This window comes from Telluria sp. Soil_C_11, assembly GCF_057657395.1.
The window spans coordinates 82,204-98,802 of record NZ_JBDGIN010000015.1 but is presented as its reverse complement, the minus strand read 5'-3'; the positions used below and the strand labels follow the sequence as shown (position 1 = coordinate 98,802).

Annotated in this window: 18 protein-coding genes; 15 read left to right on the top strand and 3 right to left on the bottom strand. The window is 65.2% G+C overall.

The window, feature by feature from the left end; genetic code table 11:
* Window positions 1-251 (top strand): hypothetical protein (locus tag AC3A6M_RS20250; protein WP_487854524.1); only part of this gene is annotated, 251 nt, incomplete at its 5' end.
* Between the two features lie 53 nt (window positions 252-304).
* On the opposite strand, the gene AC3A6M_RS20245 is transcribed toward AC3A6M_RS20250, so the two are convergent.
* Both AC3A6M_RS20245 and AC3A6M_RS20240 read right to left on the bottom strand, forming a co-directional pair.
* Window positions 305-988 (bottom strand): hypothetical protein, encoded by a 684-nt coding sequence (locus AC3A6M_RS20245; RefSeq protein ID WP_487854523.1) that lies wholly within the window; start codon window positions 986-988, stop codon window positions 305-307.
* A gap of 15 nt (window positions 989-1,003) precedes the next feature.
* Window positions 1,004-1,609, bottom strand: a complete 606-nt coding sequence (locus AC3A6M_RS20240; protein WP_487854522.1) for a hypothetical protein — start codon at window positions 1,607-1,609, stop codon at window positions 1,004-1,006.
* Window positions 1,610-1,800: 191 nt separating this feature from the next.
* On the opposite strand from AC3A6M_RS20240, the gene AC3A6M_RS20235 reads away from it, so the two are divergent.
* The 3 genes from AC3A6M_RS20235 to AC3A6M_RS20225 all read left to right on the top strand — a co-directional run bounded on the left by AC3A6M_RS20235 (window position 1,801) and on the right by AC3A6M_RS20225 (window position 4,540).
* Window positions 1,801-2,514: an HAD family hydrolase gene (locus tag AC3A6M_RS20235; RefSeq protein WP_487854521.1), complete on the top strand. Its 714-nt coding sequence runs from the start codon at window positions 1,801-1,803 to the stop codon at window positions 2,512-2,514.
* Between the two features lie 60 nt (window positions 2,515-2,574).
* The gene (hrcA, locus tag AC3A6M_RS20230; RefSeq protein ID WP_487854520.1) at window positions 2,575-3,588 is read left to right on the top strand and encodes a heat-inducible transcriptional repressor HrcA; all 1,014 of its coding nucleotides are present in this window, start codon (window positions 2,575-2,577) and stop codon (window positions 3,586-3,588) included.
* A 91-nt stretch (window positions 3,589-3,679) separates the two neighbouring features.
* Window positions 3,680-4,540 carry an alpha/beta fold hydrolase gene (locus AC3A6M_RS20225; RefSeq protein ID WP_487854519.1) on the top strand — a complete coding sequence of 287 codons (861 nt, stop codon included), beginning with the start codon at window positions 3,680-3,682 and terminating at the stop codon, window positions 4,538-4,540.
* Between the two features lie 3 nt (window positions 4,541-4,543).
* Here the strand turns inward: AC3A6M_RS20225 and fur are convergent, their stop codons facing one another.
* Window positions 4,544-4,972: a ferric iron uptake transcriptional regulator gene (fur, locus tag AC3A6M_RS20220; protein ID WP_487854518.1), complete on the bottom strand. Its 429-nt coding sequence runs from the start codon at window positions 4,970-4,972 to the stop codon at window positions 4,544-4,546.
* Window positions 4,973-5,062: 90 nt separating this feature from the next.
* Here fur and AC3A6M_RS20215 point away from each other — a divergent pair, with 90 nt between their 5' ends.
* From AC3A6M_RS20215 to AC3A6M_RS20165, 11 genes are all read left to right on the top strand, one after another.
* On the top strand, window positions 5,063-5,680 hold the full coding sequence (locus AC3A6M_RS20215) for an outer membrane protein assembly factor BamE (RefSeq protein ID WP_487854517.1): 618 nt from the start codon (window positions 5,063-5,065) through the stop codon (window positions 5,678-5,680).
* A gap of 15 nt (window positions 5,681-5,695) precedes the next feature.
* Window positions 5,696-6,514, top strand: coding sequence for a 4-hydroxy-tetrahydrodipicolinate reductase (dapB, locus tag AC3A6M_RS20210; RefSeq protein WP_487854532.1), 819 nt, complete (start codon window positions 5,696-5,698; stop codon window positions 6,512-6,514).
* A gap of 127 nt (window positions 6,515-6,641) precedes the next feature.
* Window positions 6,642-6,968 (top strand): barstar family protein, encoded by a 327-nt coding sequence (locus AC3A6M_RS20205; RefSeq protein WP_230026254.1) that lies wholly within the window; start codon window positions 6,642-6,644, stop codon window positions 6,966-6,968.
* Window positions 6,969-7,060: 92 nt separating this feature from the next.
* The gene (gene leuS, locus AC3A6M_RS20200; RefSeq protein ID WP_487854516.1) at window positions 7,061-9,706 is read left to right on the top strand and encodes a leucine--tRNA ligase; all 2,646 of its coding nucleotides are present in this window, start codon (window positions 7,061-7,063) and stop codon (window positions 9,704-9,706) included.
* Between the two features lie 3 nt (window positions 9,707-9,709).
* Window positions 9,710-10,228 carry an LPS-assembly lipoprotein LptE gene (locus AC3A6M_RS20195; protein WP_487854515.1) on the top strand — a complete coding sequence of 173 codons (519 nt, stop codon included), beginning with the start codon at window positions 9,710-9,712 and terminating at the stop codon, window positions 10,226-10,228.
* A 15-nt stretch (window positions 10,229-10,243) separates the two neighbouring features.
* Window positions 10,244-11,257, top strand: coding sequence for a DNA polymerase III subunit delta (gene holA / locus AC3A6M_RS20190; protein WP_487854514.1), 1,014 nt, complete (start codon window positions 10,244-10,246; stop codon window positions 11,255-11,257).
* Between the two features lie 30 nt (window positions 11,258-11,287).
* Complete coding sequence (locus AC3A6M_RS20185) at window positions 11,288-12,553, top strand: glutamate-5-semialdehyde dehydrogenase (RefSeq protein WP_487854513.1); 1,266 nt, start codon at window positions 11,288-11,290, stop codon at window positions 12,551-12,553.
* Window positions 12,554-12,662: 109 nt separating this feature from the next.
* Window positions 12,663-13,076, top strand: coding sequence for a CopD family protein (locus AC3A6M_RS20180; RefSeq protein ID WP_487854512.1), 414 nt, complete (start codon window positions 12,663-12,665; stop codon window positions 13,074-13,076).
* Between the two features lie 66 nt (window positions 13,077-13,142).
* Window positions 13,143-13,745 (top strand): DsbA family protein, encoded by a 603-nt coding sequence (locus AC3A6M_RS20175; protein WP_487854511.1) that lies wholly within the window; start codon window positions 13,143-13,145, stop codon window positions 13,743-13,745.
* Window positions 13,746-13,841: 96 nt separating this feature from the next.
* On the top strand, window positions 13,842-15,065 hold the full coding sequence (locus AC3A6M_RS20170; RefSeq protein WP_487854510.1) for a THUMP domain-containing class I SAM-dependent RNA methyltransferase: 1,224 nt from the start codon (window positions 13,842-13,844) through the stop codon (window positions 15,063-15,065).
* Window positions 15,066-15,068: 3 nt separating this feature from the next.
* Entirely contained in the window at window positions 15,069-16,343 is a 1,275-nt protein-coding gene (locus AC3A6M_RS20165) for a multidrug effflux MFS transporter (RefSeq protein WP_487854509.1), read from the top strand.
* Window positions 16,344-16,599 lie beyond the last annotated feature (256 nt).

Sequence of the window (16,599 nt, the reverse complement as noted above, 5' to 3'; positions counted from 1 at the left end):
ACGACATAGCATTGAGCATGGCGGTGGTTTGGTTGATTGACTTGTTTGGCGACTATCAATCTACCAACTCCAAACCACCGCCACCACTATCTGCTCAGATCGTCAATCCCAACTTCCCCCAGCAACCGCGTAGAACCAAAAAAAAGCCCGCTGTTGAGGGCGGGCTTAAATCCAATTCTTTTCTGAGGAGAGTTGGAGGAGACAGGAAGCAGTATGCTGCATCACAGCATATTCGTCCAATTTTTGTTTAGAATATTCGATATAAGAAACAAAAATATCTCCTCCGAAACTACCTCTGCCTGGCTCAGCTCTTCGGCGTGCAAGTCACGGCAATGTTGGTCACGCCGCCGTTCTTTTCCTGGGCTTCCAGCATGTCACCGGTGCCGTTGGCGACGGTGCAGTTGAAGCCATCCGGCTGGGTCAGCACGGTCACGCCGAAGCTGGAGCCGTAAGGAACGGAGGTCAGCACGAAGGGCAGCGGGCTGGTGGTGGTGCTGCCCGTGATGGTGACCTGGCTGTTGCTGCCGTTGATGAGGGTCAGGTTGCCGGAGGTCAGGCCCGTGACCGTACCGCCCAGCGGATAGGCCTTGATGACGCAGTTGTAGAACACTTCGATCGCCGGCTTGCGCGCCGACTCCAGCGAGGCGGTCTGGCCGGCGGTGCCGTATTCGCGGGGGAAGCTGTTGGTCGAGCAGTTCTGGTGCGCCGGCTGGGAACCGCCGCCGGCGGCGGTGCCACCCTTCGGAACCACGTTGTAGTAGGTGCCGTAGTCGAGGCCGTTCGGGAAGGTCACGACCACCGGATCCCCGGCCTTGGGAGCCACGTGCACGGCGACTTCCTGGCCGTTGGTGGTCAGGACCAGGCCCTCATACAGGACGTTCGTGATCGTCACCTTGACCGGATAGGTCTCGTTGCCGCCGCCGCCGCAAGACGCCAGAGCCAGGGATGCAGCCAGGGCCAGGGCCGGGCGCGCGAAGTGGAACTTCATACTCTATTCTCCAGATTATTGGCAGGTGACCACTGGCGTGGTGCTCGGGCCGGTCGCGGTCATGGTGCCGCTGCCGCCGTTGATGGTGCAGGTCTGGTTGGTCGGGCTGCTGAGCACGGCAATGCCATAGGGGCCGTCTTCAGGGATCTGCGCCATCGGCACCGACACCTGCGCACCGGCGGTCGCCGGCGGCGTCACCGTCTGGCGATCCGAGCCGTTCACCAGCACCAGGCCGGTGCCGTTCAGGCCATTTACCGTGACCGACAGCGGGTGGGTCTTGATCTTGCAGAACACCGACGGCACCGTGGTATAGACGGTGTAGTAGTTGGCGCGCGCCTTGCCGTTGGTGACCGTGCAGGACTCGACGTTCGACGGCACGGTCTTGGTGACGATGTTGAATTCGTCGTCGGTCGACAGGTATTTTTTGAACACGATGCTGCCGGCGCCGGCCGGCACCGCGATTTCCTCGCCGTTGCCTTCGTTACGCAAGGTCAGGCCATCCTTGGTCACGCCGCCGGCGATCGAGACGGTCAGGGCCAGGTCGCCGCTGCCGCCACCGCAGGCGGACAGGCCAAGCGCGCATGCCAGCACAGCGCCGGCATACAGGGTAGAACTCTTCATAGAATCTCCGTTGGACGGGATGGCGCACGGAAGACCCGGCGGCACCGCTGAGTAGAATATTGCCCGACATTTTAGAGCATTTGCCAAGCCGCAGCCTCATTTGCCTTTGTATCACGGTGTAACGACGCGTTTGCGTTGATTTTCACGGCCGGCCTCGCTATGCTTGAATGGCCCCCCTTTCATTCCCAAGCATGACAACGACCCGACGCGAGTGGCCCAAGGCCATCCTGTTCGACCTCGACGATACGCTGTGGCCGATCGCCCCGGTGATCCTGCAGGCCGAAGAGACCCTGTTCGCCTGGCTGCGCGAGAACGCGCCGCGCGTCGCCCAGAAGTTCACGATCGACGGCCTGCGCCAGGCGCGCCTGGAGCTGCTGGCGCGGCAGCCGGAATTCCAGCTCGACCTGGGCAAACTGCGCCGCGCCGGCCTGCTCGAGGCCTTCCAGCAGGCTGGCGAGGATCCCGCCAAGGTCGAGCTGGCGATGGCGGAATTCTTTGCCGCGCGCAACGCCGTGGTGCCTTTCGACGACGTGGTGCCGGGCCTGCTGCGCCTGAAGGGGAGGGTGGCGCTCGGCGCGATCACGAACGGCAACGCCGACCTGCGCGCGATCGGCCTGGACCACCATTTCCAGGCCTGGGTATCTGCGCCCCAGCTGGGCGTGGCCAAGCCGGACCCGGCGATCTTCCGGGCCGGCTGCAAGGCGCTCGACGTGGCGCCCTGGGACGCCGTGTACGTGGGCGACGACGTGCTGCTCGACGTGCAGGGCGCCCAGGAGATCGGCATGCGCGGGGTGTGGATGAACCGGAACGGCAGCAACAAGCATGTCGAGCACGGGGTCGTGCCGGACGCGATCGTACGCGACTTCGACGAGCTGCTGGACTGGCTCAAGCGCGATCACGGCTGACGGCATGGCTGACGGCACACATGACTGCACACGCGGCTGGCGAACAGGCATAATGTGAGCATGCAACTCGATAACCGTGCACAAACCCTGCTGAAAGCCCTGGTCGAGCGCTACATCGCCGACGGCCAGCCGGTCGGCTCACGTGCGCTGTCGAAGATTTCCGGCCTCGACCTGTCGCCCGCCACGATCCGCAACATCATGGCCGACCTCGAGGAAATGGGCTATGTTGCCAGCCCGCACACCTCGGCCGGCCGGATCCCGACGCCGCGCGGCTACCGCATCTTCGTCGACACCCTGCTCACCGTGCGGCAAATCGACGAGAACGCCGTCGAAGCCGGCATGCGCCTGCCCGCCCACCAGCCGCAGAAGGTGCTCGCCAATGCGGCCCAGATGCTGTCCTCGCTGTCGCAGTTCGCCGGCGTGGTGCAGAGCCCGCGCCGCGAGTCGGCGTTCCAGCAGATCGAATTCCTGCGCCTGTCGGAAAAGCGCATCCTGCTGGTCATCGTCGACCCGCGCGGCGACGTCCAGAACCGCCTGCTGCTGACCGACGTCGACTACAGCCCCTCCGAGCTGACCCAGTCGGCCAACTACCTGAACCAGAATTTCGCCGGCCTGTCCTTCGACCAGGTGCGCGCGCGCCTGACCGGCGAGCTGCGCCAGCTGCGCGAGGACATGGGGCGCCTGATGCAGGCCGCGGTCGAAGCCGGCAGCGAAGCGCTGCAGGACGCCGACGACATGGTCATCGCCGGCGAGCGCAACCTGCTGTCGGTGGCCGACCTGTCCTCGAATATGAGCTCGCTGCGCCAGATGTTCGAGATGTTCGAGCAGAAGACCGGCCTGATGCAGCTGCTGGACGTTTCCAGCAAGGCCGGCGGCGTGCAGATCTTCATCGGCGGCGAATCCAAGCTGGTGCCGATGGACGAGATGAGCGTGGTCACCGCGCCCTACGAGGTGAACGGCAAGATCGTCGGCACCCTGGGCGTGATCGGCCCGACCCGCATGGCCTACGAGCGCGTGATCCCGATCGTCGACATCACCGCCAAGCTGCTGTCGAACGCGCTCAGCAACCCCTGAGATTCCTGCGGTTTCTTACAGTGTCGGCCGAAGCGCCTGCCGGATATAGTCGGTGCATTGCGCCGTGCGCGCCATCCGCCAAGGAATTGCCGTGATCCGATTCAGACGTTCCCACTTGCTCGCCGCCATCGTCCTGGTCTGCTGCGCGGCTGTCCGGACCGAAGCGCCGGCCCAGGACGGCCGCATCGCCGTCGGCGCCTGGCAGGTGCAGATGTCGGAGCAGGGCAGCGGGCGCTACACCGTGATCTTCGAATCCGGTTTCGGCACCGGCCTGGGCGCCTGGCGCAAGGTCGCGCCGGAGGTGGCGAAGTCGGCGCACGTCCTCACCTATTCGCGCGCCGGCCACGGCACCTCGGACCCGCGCCCGGAGCCGCGCACCATCCTGCAAAGCAGCCAGGAGCTCGACCAGCTGGTGCTTGCCGCGAAGCTGAAGCCGCCCTTTATCCTGGTCGGCCATTCCTACGGCGGCTTGCTGGCGCGCGCCTTCGCGGTGCGCCATCCGGACTGGGTGGCCGGCATGGTGCTGGTCGACCCCACCGACGAACGCTTCACCCCGGCGCTGCGCAGGCTCGACGCCAGGCGGGCGGGCGATGACGACCGGCAGTTCGCCGCCATCGTGCCGGCCAGGTTCCAGCCCGAGCTGCAGCAGCTGCAGCCGGTGCTCGACGCGGGCAAGCTGCCGGCGCCGCTGGACGGCAGGCTGCCGGACGTGCCGGTGGTGGTCCTGACCTCGGTGCGGCAGGTGGAGAAGCCGGAATTCTTCCTGGAGACGACGGAGGCGGTGGCGATCAAGCGCGACCTGCACGCCGATTTCCTGCGCCAGTTCAGCGACGGCTCCCAGGTGCTGACCCTGGGGAGTGGCCATCATATCGAGCTGGATGAACCGGAGCTGGTGATCGACGCGGTCCGCAAGGTGATGGCCGCGGCCGGGAGGCGCGCGGCGCAGCAGTGAGGGTCAGTGCCGGTGCGGGCAGTCCGTCTTCTGGCAGTTGCCGTAGATGGCGAGGGCGTGCTCGGCGATCTTGAAGCCGCGCTCCAGCGCGATCTTCTGCTGGCGGATTTCGATTTCCTCGTCGTAGAACTCTTCGACGTGGCCGCAGTCCAGGCAGACCAGGTGGTCGTGGTGCGAGCCGGCGTTCAGCTCATAGATGGCCTTGCCGGTTTCAAAGTGATTGCGGTTCAGCAGGCCAGCCTGCTCGAACTGGGTCAATACGCGGTACACCGTCGCCAGGCCCACGTCCATGTTCTCGTTCAACAGGGTTTTATAGACGTCTTCCGCCGTCAGGTGCCGCACCGTACTGTTCTGGAAGATCTCCAGGATTTTCAGCCGCGGCAGCGTCGCTTTGAGGCCGCTGGCCTTCAGGTCGGTTGGGTTGTTGCTCATGTTTTGTTACTCTTAGATGGGCTGAGATGTGCGGAGTGCTTTATGATATAGCGTTTCCAGAGTCTCGCTCAATCGTTTTTAAGGTTAGATATGCGCGTCATGAATGCCGTTTTCCATCGTTCCCACGCCCGGGCAGTGCTCGTGGCCGGCCTGGCCGTCACGGCCATGGCGGTCTCCGGCTGCGCGTCCTGGCGTAACCAGACCAAGCCGGCAGCCCCGGTCAGCACCGCACCTAGCGCGGTCGCCGCCGATGCCGACAAGTCCGCGGCAATCGCGAATTCGGGCGCGCAGACCACCACCGTCACCAAGCTGCAGAAATTCCTGTGGGTGTTCTCGCCCTACCGTCCGGACATCCAGCAGGGCAACTTCGTATCCCAGGAAATGCTGAGCCAGCTGAAACTCGGCCAGACCCGCGACCAGGTCAAGTTCATCCTCGGCACCCCGCTGCTGACCGACGCCTTCCACGCCGACCGCTGGGACTATCCCTTCTACCTCGCGCGCGGCAACGGCGAGCTGACCACCAGCCGCGTCACCGTCTACTTCAAGGACAACCTGCTGGCCAGGATCGACGGCGGCAACCTGCCGACCGAGCGTGAATACATCTCGCGCCTGATCGGCATCTCGAAGTACGAAGTCAAGACCGAGCAGGAATCGCTGGACGAACTGAAGCGCAAGCGCGAAGACGCGGCCAAGCGCGGCGGGGAGTAAGACATGGACCAGCTCATTACTCCCTTGCTCATCGCCGTCGCCGGCGCCAGCGGCCGCATGGGCCGCATGCTGATCGAAACCATCGCCGCCGATCCCGGCGCGACGCTTGCCGGCGCGCTCGATCGCGAAGGCAATCCCTTCATCGGCTCGGACGCCGGCGCCTTCTCGGGCCAGCTGACGGGCGTGACGATCCGCTCAAACCTGGACCAGGGCCTGGCCGGCGCCCGGTACCTGATCGACTTCACCCGCCCGGAAGGCACGCTGCAGCACCTCGCGTACTGCGCGGAGCACGGCATCAAGATGATCGTCGGCACCACCGGTTTCGACGAGGCCGGCAAGGCCGCGATCCGCGCCGCCGCCGAAAAGACCGCGATCGTGTTTGCGCCGAACATGAGCATCGGCGTGAATGTGACCATGAAGCTGCTGGAAATGGCGGCGAAGAATTTCTCGCAGGGCTATGACATCGAGATCATCGAAGCCCACCACCGCCACAAGGTCGACGCCCCGTCCGGCACCGCGCTGAAGATGGGCGAGGTCATCGCCGACGCCCTCGGCCGCGACCTGCAGCAGTGCGCCGTCTACGGCCGCGAAGGCGTGACCGGCGAGCGCGACCCGTCGACCATCGGCTTTGCCACCGTGCGCGGCGGCGACATCGTCGGCGACCACACCGTGCTGTTCGCCGGCATCGGCGAGCGCATCGAGATCAGCCACAAATCGAGCAGCCGCGTCAGCTATGCCCAGGGCGCACTGCGCGCCGCACGCTTCCTGGCCGACAAGCAGACCGGCCTGTACGACATGCAGGATGTGCTGGGCCTGAACGCGTTGAAGGCCTGAAGCCGAACTGTACGGCCTGGCCGGCGTTCTGCTGGCATACTGGCCACATCACTCAACCCACGAATAACCGTCGTCCCCGCGCAGGCGGGGACGACGGTGCTATTTCTGTTCGCACCAGGAGAATCCTATGGCCACCGTCGAACTGAACGGCGCCGCAATCGTCGACACCGAAAGCTTCCACGCCGAGAGCCAGCGCGCCTTCGGCTTTCCGGATTCCTATCCGCACACCATGGATTCCTGGGTCGACTGCCTGAGCTACCTGCGCGACGAGGACGGCATGAGCAGCATCCGTCTCGGCCCGGACGAGACCCTGCACATCGTCGTGCTGCACTCCGACGCCATGCGCGAGCGCGCCGAGGACGTGCTGGAAGAAATGGCCTTCTGCATCATCGGCATCAACGAGCGCTACGAGGACTACGGCGAAAAGCCGGCCCTGGAACTCGAATTGCGGTAAAAGCGGACGTGGACTCACCGAGCCCACGGCGCCCACTGGACGCATGAGCCAGTATAATGTTCTGCTCACCTCCCTTTAGTCCGCAGAACATCATGCAAGATAAATATAGTCCCGCCGAAGTCGAACAGGCCGCCCAGGCCTACTGGAAGTCGATCGACGCCTATAAAGCGGTCGAAAATGACCCGCGTTTCCCAAAAGGCAAGTATTACGCCTGCTCGATGCTGCCTTACCCGTCCGGCAAGCTGCACATGGGCCACGTGCGCAACTATACGATCAACGACGTGATGTACCGCTACCTGCGGATGAACGGCTACAACGTGCTGATGCCGATGGGCTGGGACGCCTTCGGCATGCCCGCCGAGAATGCGGCGATGGCCAACAACGTGCCGCCCGCGGAGTGGACCTATTCGAACATCGCCCACATGCGCGGCCAGATGGAGTCGATGGGCCTGGCCATCGACTGGTCGCGCGAGATGACCGCCTGCAAGCCGGATTACTACAAGTGGAACCAGTGGATGTTCCTGAAGATGCTCGAGAAGGGCATCATCTACCAGAAGACCGGCACCGTGAACTGGGACCCGGTCGACCAGACCGTGCTGGCCAACGAGCAGGTGGTCGACGGCCGCGGCTGGCGCTCGGGCGCGCTGGTGGAAAAGCGCGAGATCCCGATGTACTACGTGCGCATCACGGACTACGCCGACGAGCTGCTGGACCACGTCGAGAACAAGCTGCCGGGCTGGCCGGAGCGCGTGCGCATCATGCAGGCCAACTGGATCGGCAAGTCGACCGGCGTGCGCTTCGCCTTCCCGCACGTGATCATGGACGAGCAGGGTGAGCTGATCAACGAGGGCAAGCTGTACGTCTTCACCACCCGCGCCGACACCATCATGGGCGTGACCTTCTGCGCGGTCGCCGCCGAGCACCCGCTGGCGACCCAGGCGGCGAAGAACAACCCGGAACTGCAGGCCTTCATCGCCGAGTGCAAGCAGGGTTCCGTGATCGAAGCCGACATGGCGACGATGGAAAAGAAGGGCATGCCGACGGGTCTCACCGTCATGCACCCGATCACCGGCGAGCAGGTGCCGGTCTGGGTCGGCAACTACGTGCTGATGACCTATGGCGACGGCGCCGTGATGGGCGTGCCGGCGCACGACGAGCGCGACTTCGCGTTCGCGAAAAAATACGACCTGCCGATCAAGCAGGTGGTGGCGGTCGAAGGCGAGACCTTCTCGCTGGACGGCTGGCAGGAATGGTACGGCGATAAAGAGAAGGGCGTGCTGGTCGACTCGGGCAAATACGACGGCCTCGACTACACCTCCGCCGTGAATGCCGTGGCGGGCGACCTGGCCGAGAAGGGCCTGGGCGACAAGAAGGTGACCTTCCGCCTGCGCGACTGGGGCATCTCGCGCCAGCGCTACTGGGGCACGCCGATCCCGATGATCCACTGCGAGAAGTGCGGCACGGTGCCGGTTCCCGAGAAGGACTTGCCGGTCGTGCTGCCGGAAGACTGCGTCCCGGACGGCACCGGCAACCCGTTGAAAAAACACGAAGCCTTCCTGAAGGTCGACTGCCCGTGCTGCGGCGCGCCCGCACGCCGCGAGACCGACACCATGGACACCTTCATCGACTCGTCCTGGTACTACATGCGCTATACCTCGCCGGGTTCGAACGACGCGATGGTCGACCCGGCCCGCAACGATTACTGGATGCCGATGGACCAGTACATCGGCGGCATCGAGCACGCCGTGCTGCACCTGCTGTACGCGCGCTTCTGGACCAAGGTGATGCGCGACTTCGGCCTGGTGAAGTTCGACGAACCCTTCGTCAACCTGCTGACCCAGGGCATGGTGCTGAACGAGACCTATTATCGCGAGGACGAATCCGGCAAGAAGACCTGGTTCAACCCGGCCGACGTCGACCTCGTGTTCGACGACCGCGGCCGTCCGCAGGCGGCGGCATCGAAGCTGGATGGCGCCCCGGTCATCATCGGCGGCACCGAGAAGATGTCGAAGTCGAAGAACAACGGCATCGATCCGCAAGCCCAGATCGAACAGTACGGCGCGGACACCGCCCGCCTGTTCACCATGTTCGCGGCGCCGCCGGAGCAGACCCTGGAGTGGTCGGAGTCGGGCGTGGAAGGCGCGAGCCGCTTCCTGCGCCGCGTCTGGGCCTTCGCCTACGCCCAGCGCGAGCGCATTGCTGCGGCACTCAGCGGCCAGCAGCAGGGCACGCTGGACGACGACCAGAAGGCGCTGCGCCGCGAAGTCCACAAGATCCTGCAGCAGGCCGACTACGACTTCAAGCGCATCCAGTACAACACCGTGGTCTCGGCCTGCATGAAGATGCTGAATACCCTGGAGTCGGCCAAGCTGGCCGATGGCGTGGCCAGCGACGCCGTGATCGCCGAAGGCCTGTCGATCTTCCTGCGCATGCTGAACCCGGTGGCGCCGCACATCACCCACGCGCTGTGGCAGGAGCTCGGCTACGCCAGGGTGTATGGCGACATCCTGAACGTGCAGTGGCCGGAAGTCGACCCGGCCGCGCTGGAACAGTCCGAGATCGAGCTGATGATCCAGGTGAACGGCAAGCTGCGCGGCTCGGTCAAGGTGCCGAAGGAAGCGGACAAGGCCGCCATCGAGGCCGCCGCCCTGGCCTCGGAAGCGGCCCAGAAGTTCGTCGAAGGCACGCCGAAGAAGGTCATCGTCGTGCCCGGCAAGCTGATCAACATCGTGGTGTAAGGCATGCGCTCCTCCTACCAGAAAGTAGTGGTGCGCACCGTCGCGGCGCTGGCAATTGCAGCGTCGCTGGCGGCCTGCGGCTTCCAGCTGCGCGGCTCGAACGGCAGCTACACGATGCCGTTCCACAGCCTGTTCCTGACCTTCACGGACACGTCTCCGCTCGGCACTGAGCTCAAGCGCAACCTGCGCGCGGGCGACGTGGTCATCGCCGACAAGCCGGAAGAGGCGGAGGCGCAGTTCGTGGTGCTGAGCGAGAACCGCGCCAAGTCGATCCTGTCGCTGAACAGCCTGGGCCGCGTGCGCGAATACCTGCTGACCTACACGCTGACCTTCACCGTCCGCGACAGCAAGGGCGTGGAGCTGCTGCCGGCCACCGAGATCACGCTGCGCCGGAACATGGCCTTCGACGAGACCCAGGTGCTGGCCAAGGAATCCGAGGAAGCGCTGCTGTACCGCGACATGCAGGCCGACCTGGTGCAGCAGATCATGCGCCGCCTGGCTGCCCTGAAACCGGCCAAGTAAGGAAGAGAGAACACCATGCAGTTGCGGCCAGAGGCGCTCGACGGGCACCTCGCCAAGGGGCTGGCGCCCCTGTACGTGATCACCAGCGACGAACACCTGCTGGCGCTGGAGGCGGCCGACAAGATCCGCCGCGCCGCCCGCGCGCAGGGCTATTCCGAGCGCGACGTGCTCACCGTCGAGCGCAACTTCAAGTGGGGCGAGCTGCTGGCCGCCAACCAGGCCATGTCGCTGTTCGGCGACCGCAAGCTGATCGAGCTGCGCATCCCCGCCGGCAAGCCCGGCAAGGACGGCAGCGCGGCCCTGCAGAACTACGCGAAAGACCTGAACCCGGACAACCTGACCCTGATCACCCTGCCGAAGCTGGACTGGCAGACGGCGAAGGCGGCCTGGGTCGCCAGCCTGCAGCAGGCGGCGGTCTACGTCGAGATCCCGAACGTGGAACGTGCCGCATTGCCGGGCTGGATCGGCATGCGCCTGTCAAGCCAGCAGCAGAGCGCCGACCGCCAGAGCCTGGACTTCATCGCCGATCGCGTGGAAGGGAATTTGCTGGCCGCGCACCAGGAAATCCAGAAGCTGGGGCTGCTGTACGAGCCGGGCAAGCTGAGTTTCGAACAGGTACAGGACGCCGTGCTGAACGTGGCGCGCTACGACGTGTTCAAGCTGTCCGAAGCGATGCTGGCCGGCGACCCGGCGCGCCTGGTGCGTATGCTGGAAGGCCTGAAGGGCGAGGGCGAAGCGCTGCCGCTGGTCTTGTGGGCCGTCAGTGAAGAAATCCGCACGCTGCTAAAATTGAAATCCGGGATGGCGCAGGGGCGGCCGCTGGGCGCGCTCCTGAAGGAATACCGGATCTGGGGTCCGCGCGAGCGCATGATGGAACCGGCGCTGCGCCGTGTCTCGCTGCCGACCCTGGAAGCGGCCATGCAGGAGGCGGCCCAGGTCGACCGCATGGTCAAGGGCCTGCGCGCGAAGCGCTTTGCGGGCGATGCATGGGATGCGATGCTGCAGCTGGCCTTGCGCGTCGCCTCTTGACCAGGTTGAACGAATGGACGACGACGCATCATGAACATCACGGAATACATGCAAACCATCGGTCGCCAGGCGCGCGCGGCTTCGCGCGCGATGGCGCGCGCCGACAGCGCCACCCGTAACCGGGCGCTGCTCCTGATCGCCGACGCCATCGAGCGCGACGCCCCCGCACTGCGTGAAGCGAACGCGCGCGACCTCGACGCCGCCCGCGCCGCCGGCCTCGCGCCGGCCCTGCTGGACCGCCTGGCCTTGTCGGACAAGGCGATCGCCACCATGGTCGACGGCCTGCGCCAGATCGTCGCGCTGCCCGATCCGATCGGCGAAATCTCCAACATGAAATTCCGTCCGAGCGGCATCCAGGTCGGGCAGATGCGCGTGCCGCTGGGCGTGATCGGCATCATCTACGAGGCGCGCCCGAACGTGACGGTCGATGCGGCCGGCCTGTGCATCAAGAGCGGCAACGCCGCCATCCTGCGCGGCGGCTCGGAAGCCATCCACTGCAACCGCGCGCTGGCCGCGCTGGTGGCGGAGGGCCTGCGCGGCGCCGGCCTGCCCGAGCACGGCGTGCAGGTGGTCGAGACCACCGACCGCGCCGCCGTCGGGCTTCTCATCACGATGCCGGAATTCGTCGACGTGATCGTGCCGCGCGGCGGCAAGGGCCTGATCGCGCGCCTGATGCAGGAAGCGACGGTTCCGATGATCAAGCACCTGGACGGCATCTGCCACGTCTACATCGATGCGAAGGCGGATATCGCGAAGGCGCTGCCGATCGCCATGAACGCCAAGACCCACCGCTACGGCACCTGCAACACGATGGAAACCCTGCTGGTGGCGCGCGCCATCGCCCCGGCCGTGCTGCCGCAGCTCGCCGAACTGTACGCGACGAAGGAAGTCGAGCTGCGCGCCGACCCGGAAGCGTTCGCCATCCTGCAGGGCTATCCGCACCTGGCCGCGGCGACGCAAGAGGACTGGAGCACCGAGTACCTGGCGCCGATCCTGGCGGTGAAGATCGTGGCCGGCATCGACGAAGCCATCGAGCACATCAACACGTATTCGTCCAAGCACACCGAAGCGATCGTCACCGAAGACTATACGGATGCGATGCGCTTCCTGCGCGAAGTCGATTCGGCCTCGGTGATGGTGAACGCCTCGACGCGCTTCGCCGACGGCTTCGAATACGGCCTGGGCGCCGAGATCGGCATCTCGAACGACAAGCTGCATGCGCGCGGGCCGGTGGGGCTGGAGGGGCTGACTTCGCTGAAGTACGTCGTGTTCGGGCATGGCGAGATCCGCGTTTAATCGTCGTCCCCGCGCAGGCGGGGACCCAAGTTCTGCTTGAGCTATCGATACGCGGACCAACCTGGGTTCCCGCCTGCGCGGGAACGACGGGTCTGACAACAAGGATAATATGTACCTCTGGATCAAAGCCTTCCACATCGTCTTCATCGCCTCCTGGTTCGCCGGCCTGTTTTACCTGCCGCGCATCTTCGTGAACCTGGCGCAGGAAACCAATCCGGCCGCCACCGAGCGCCTGCTGGGCATGGGCCGCCGCCTGTACCGTTTCACTACGATGTTGATGGTGCCGGCCCTGCTGCTGGGCCTGTGGCTTTGGCTGGGCTTCGGCATCCGCGGCGGCTGGCTGCATGCGAAGCTGGCGCTGGTCCTCCTCGTGATCGGCTACCATCATGCGTGCGGATCGCTGCTGAAGAAGTTCGAGCGCGGCGCGAACACCCGCAGCCACAAGTGGTTCCGCGTGTTCAACGAAGTGCCCGTGCTGCTGCTCATCGCGATCGTGATCCTGGTCGTCGTTAAACCTTTTTAAATATTCGGGGCCAGACCCCGGTTCACTCGGGTGGGCTCTGACCCCGGCTGACTAGACTGACTAAAGATGAGCAAAACCATCCACTATTTCTTCGCGCCGCACTCGCCCTATGTCTACCTGGGGCATGAACGCCTGCTCAAGCTGGGCGCACAGTACGGCGCGATGATCGAGCCCAGGCCCTTCGACCTCGGCGCGGTGTTCGCCGAAAGCGGCGGCCTGCCGCTGGCCAAGCGCGCGCCGCAGCGCCAGGCTTACCGCCTGCAGGAACTGGAACGCTGGTCCAGACATCTCGGCCTGCGCATGAACCTGCAGCCGAAGTTCTTCCCGGTCGACCAGGCGCCGGCATCGCTGCTGCTGGTCGCCGCCCGGGAACAGGGCGGGGCGGACCAGGCCCTCGAACTGGCCACCGCCATCACGCGCGCGGTGTGGGCCGAGGAGAAGAATATCGCGGACCCGGCCACGCTCGAGCAGCTCGCAGGCGACGCCGGCTTCGACGGCGCGGCCCTGCTGGCGGCATCGCGTACGCCGGAAACGCAGCAGAAGTACGAAGGATTCACGAAGGAAGCGCTGGACGCCGGCGTATTCGGCGCGCCCTGGTACGTCGTCGACGGCCAGGGTTTCTGGGGCCAGGACCGGCTCGATTTTGTCGAGCGGCTGCTCCAGGTGTAAACCCGAGAGATCGGGAAGCAAGGGCGGCCGGGCTCATTCCGGCCGTTTGTTTTTCTAATTTAGTAATCAACACCAACGGATAAAGGGTACTCCCAGATGGCCTCCTATTTTTGCCCATGCCCGCGCGGCATGGAAGCGGCACTCGCCGAAGAACTCGCTGAAATCGCCCAGGCCACCGACAGCGCCACGCTGAAGGTGCACAACCAGGTGCCGGGCGGCGTGCACGCCTCGGGCAGCATGCAGGACGCCTACCGCATCAACCTGCATTCGCGCATCGCATCGCGCGTGCTGATGCGCATGGCGAACCGCACCTACAACAACGAGAACGACATCTACGACCTGGTGCTCGAGCAGCCCTGGGAAGACTGGTTCGACGTCAACCACACGATCCGGGTCGACATCACGGCCGTGAAATCGCCGCTGAAGAGCCTGGAGTTCACCACGCTGAAGATCAAGGATGCCGTCTGCGACCGCTTCCGCGACCAGTTCGGCAAGCGCCCCTCGGTCAACACGCGCGAGCCGGACATGCGCATCCTCGGCTTCCTCGACCAGCGCAACTTCACGGTCTACCTCGACACCTCCGGCGAGGCGCTGTTCAAGCGCGGCTGGCGCGAAGAGACCGGCGATGCCCCGCTGCGCGAGAACCTGGCCGCCGGCCTGCTGCGCGTGGCCGGCTGGAAGCCCGGCGTGCCGCTGTTCGACCCGATGTGCGGCTCGGGCACGATCCTGATCGAGGCGGCGCAGATGGTGCAGGGCATTCCGGCAGGCAGCCGCCGCCGCTTCGCCTTCGAAAAATTCCGCAACTTCGACCGCGCCGCCTGGCAGGACATGAAGGCGTCCATCAAGCCGAACCCGCTGCCGCTTGAGCCCACCATCTTCGGCTCCGACATCTCGGGCGACATGGTGGCGATGACGCGCCATAACCTGAAGGTCGCCGGCGTCCTGTTCGAGGTGCCGCTCAAGCAGATCGAGGCGCAGCAGGTGCAGCCGCCCACCAGCCAGCCGGGCATCCTGCTGACCAATCCTCCGTACGGCGAGCGCATCGGCGTGCGCGGCGACTCCACCATCCCGCAGGACGAGATGGCGGTCGGCTTCTACCAGGACCTCTCCAGCACGCTGAAGCAGCGCTTCGCCGGCTGGACCGTGTACCTGTTCACGGCCGACCTCTCGCTGCCGAAGATGCTGCGCCTGAAGGAATCGCGCAAGACCCCGTTCTTCAACGGCGCGCTCGAATGCCGCCTGTTCCGTTTCGACATGGTCGCCGGCTTCAACCGCAGAGACGCGGCGAAGCCGGATGCGGCCAAACCCCAACCAGAGTAACGAATGCTTCCCGAACCCGAACCAGACAATCTACCCAAAGACCCCGTCGTCCCGGTCCCGCTGCCGGCGCCGCACAAGATCACGATGCTGTCGGCCGGCGGCCTGGCCTCGCTGCTGGCCGCGCTGGCGATGCTGGGACCGTTCTCGGTCGACGCCTACCTGCCGGCCTTCCCGCGCATCCAGGAGACCCTGCATGCGACCCCGCTCGAAGTCCAGCAGACCCTGACGGCCTACATGCTGGCCTTCGCCGTCATGTCGCTGTGGCATGGCGCGCTGTCGGATGCCTTCGGGCGCCGCAACGTGGTGCTGGTCGGGCTGATCGTGTTTGCGGTCGGCACCCTCGGCTGCGCGTCCGCGCATTCGGTGCACTACCTGTGGGTGTTCCGCATCATGCAGGGCGTCTCGGCGGGGGCCGGGGTGGTGGTGGGGCGGGCGATCATCCGCGACCTGTACTCGGACGCGCCGGCCGCGCGCCTGCTGTCGATGGTGACGATGATCTTCTCGATCGCGCCGGCGGTGGCGCCGGTGCTGGGCGGCTGGGTCGTTACCCTGCTCGACTGGCGCGCGATCTTCCTCGGGCTGCTGGTGTTCAGCCTCGGGCTGTGGTGGGTCTGCTGGCAGCACCTGCCGGAGACCATGCCGAAGGAGCGCAGGCAGCCGTTCAACCCGCGCTTCCTGGCGCGCAGCTACTGGGACATCTTCAGTTCGGTGCTGTTCCAGATGAAGTCGGCCGTGGTCGCCTTCAACTTCGGCGGCATGTTCCTGTTCATCGCCGGCGCGCCGGTGCTGCTGCCGGTGCACCTGCACCTCGGGCCCTCGGACTTCGCCTGGCTGTTCGTGCCGGCGGTGGCCGGCATCTTCCTGGGGGCTCTGGCCGCCAACCGCCTGGCCGGCAGGATGCATTACGGGCGCCAGATCGGGATCGGCTACGCGCTCATGCTGGCCGCGGTGACGGGCAGCGTCGCATATCACTCGCTGCTGCCGCCGGCGCTGCCGTGGACCGTGCTGCCGATGTTCTTCTATAACTTCGGCAGCTCGATCATCAACCCCAGCGCGACCCTGCTGACGCTCGACCTGTTCCCGCACATCCGCGGCACGGTGGCGTCCTGCCAGTCCTTCGTCACCACGCTGATGGGCGCGATCGTGGCCGGCATCATCGCGCCGGCGCTGACCCATTCGGTGCTGGCGATGGCCCTGGGCCAGGCCGGTTTCGCGCTGGCCTCGCTGGCTTGCTGGATGGTGTCGCGCCACTATCGGCGCAAGCTGATGTTGGCGTAAATCAATAAAATCTCGGCCGTACGGGCAGGCGCCGTGAGGGGTCTCAAGGCGTGCGGCCGAGTTCTGACTCTAAAACACGTCACTTTCTTCCGAAAATGTTGTTCCCGGTCAGAAATGTATATATGCTAAGATAAGTTTTTCACGTTCGGAACAAAGGTTGAAATTTCGCCATGTTCCGGGGACCACAAGAAGAATTATCGTGGCAGCTTAGCCGGGGAAAGCCGCCACCAATCATCCAGAACAGCAGTGGCGGCCG

What these genes read in the sequence shown, in the direction of transcription:
- AC3A6M_RS20245 (WP_487854523.1), bottom strand. Translation starts at nt 988, where the DNA reads ATGAAGTTCCACTTCGCGCGCCCGGCCCTGGCCCTGGCTGCATCCCTG.
- AC3A6M_RS20240 (WP_487854522.1), bottom strand. Translation starts at nt 1,609, where the DNA reads ATGAAGAGTTCTACCCTGTATGCCGGCGCTGTGCTGGCATGCGCGCTT.
- AC3A6M_RS20235 (WP_487854521.1), top strand. Translation starts at nt 1,801, where the DNA reads ATGACAACGACCCGACGCGAGTGGCCCAAGGCCATCCTGTTCGACCTC.
- hrcA (WP_487854520.1), top strand. Translation starts at nt 2,575, where the DNA reads ATGCAACTCGATAACCGTGCACAAACCCTGCTGAAAGCCCTGGTCGAG.
- fur (WP_487854518.1), bottom strand. Translation starts at nt 4,972, where the DNA reads ATGAGCAACAACCCAACCGACCTGAAGGCCAGCGGCCTCAAAGCGACG.
- AC3A6M_RS20215 (WP_487854517.1), top strand. Translation starts at nt 5,063, where the DNA reads ATGCGCGTCATGAATGCCGTTTTCCATCGTTCCCACGCCCGGGCAGTG.
- AC3A6M_RS20205 (WP_230026254.1), top strand. Translation starts at nt 6,642, where the DNA reads ATGGCCACCGTCGAACTGAACGGCGCCGCAATCGTCGACACCGAAAGC.
- leuS (WP_487854516.1), top strand. Translation starts at nt 7,061, where the DNA reads ATGCAAGATAAATATAGTCCCGCCGAAGTCGAACAGGCCGCCCAGGCC.
- AC3A6M_RS20195 (WP_487854515.1), top strand. Translation starts at nt 9,710, where the DNA reads ATGCGCTCCTCCTACCAGAAAGTAGTGGTGCGCACCGTCGCGGCGCTG.
- holA (WP_487854514.1), top strand. Translation starts at nt 10,244, where the DNA reads ATGCAGTTGCGGCCAGAGGCGCTCGACGGGCACCTCGCCAAGGGGCTG.
- AC3A6M_RS20185 (WP_487854513.1), top strand. Translation starts at nt 11,288, where the DNA reads ATGAACATCACGGAATACATGCAAACCATCGGTCGCCAGGCGCGCGCG.
- AC3A6M_RS20180 (WP_487854512.1), top strand. Translation starts at nt 12,663, where the DNA reads ATGTACCTCTGGATCAAAGCCTTCCACATCGTCTTCATCGCCTCCTGG.
- AC3A6M_RS20175 (WP_487854511.1), top strand. Translation starts at nt 13,143, where the DNA reads ATGAGCAAAACCATCCACTATTTCTTCGCGCCGCACTCGCCCTATGTC.
- AC3A6M_RS20170 (WP_487854510.1), top strand. Translation starts at nt 13,842, where the DNA reads ATGGCCTCCTATTTTTGCCCATGCCCGCGCGGCATGGAAGCGGCACTC.
- AC3A6M_RS20165 (WP_487854509.1), top strand. Translation starts at nt 15,069, where the DNA reads ATGCTTCCCGAACCCGAACCAGACAATCTACCCAAAGACCCCGTCGTC.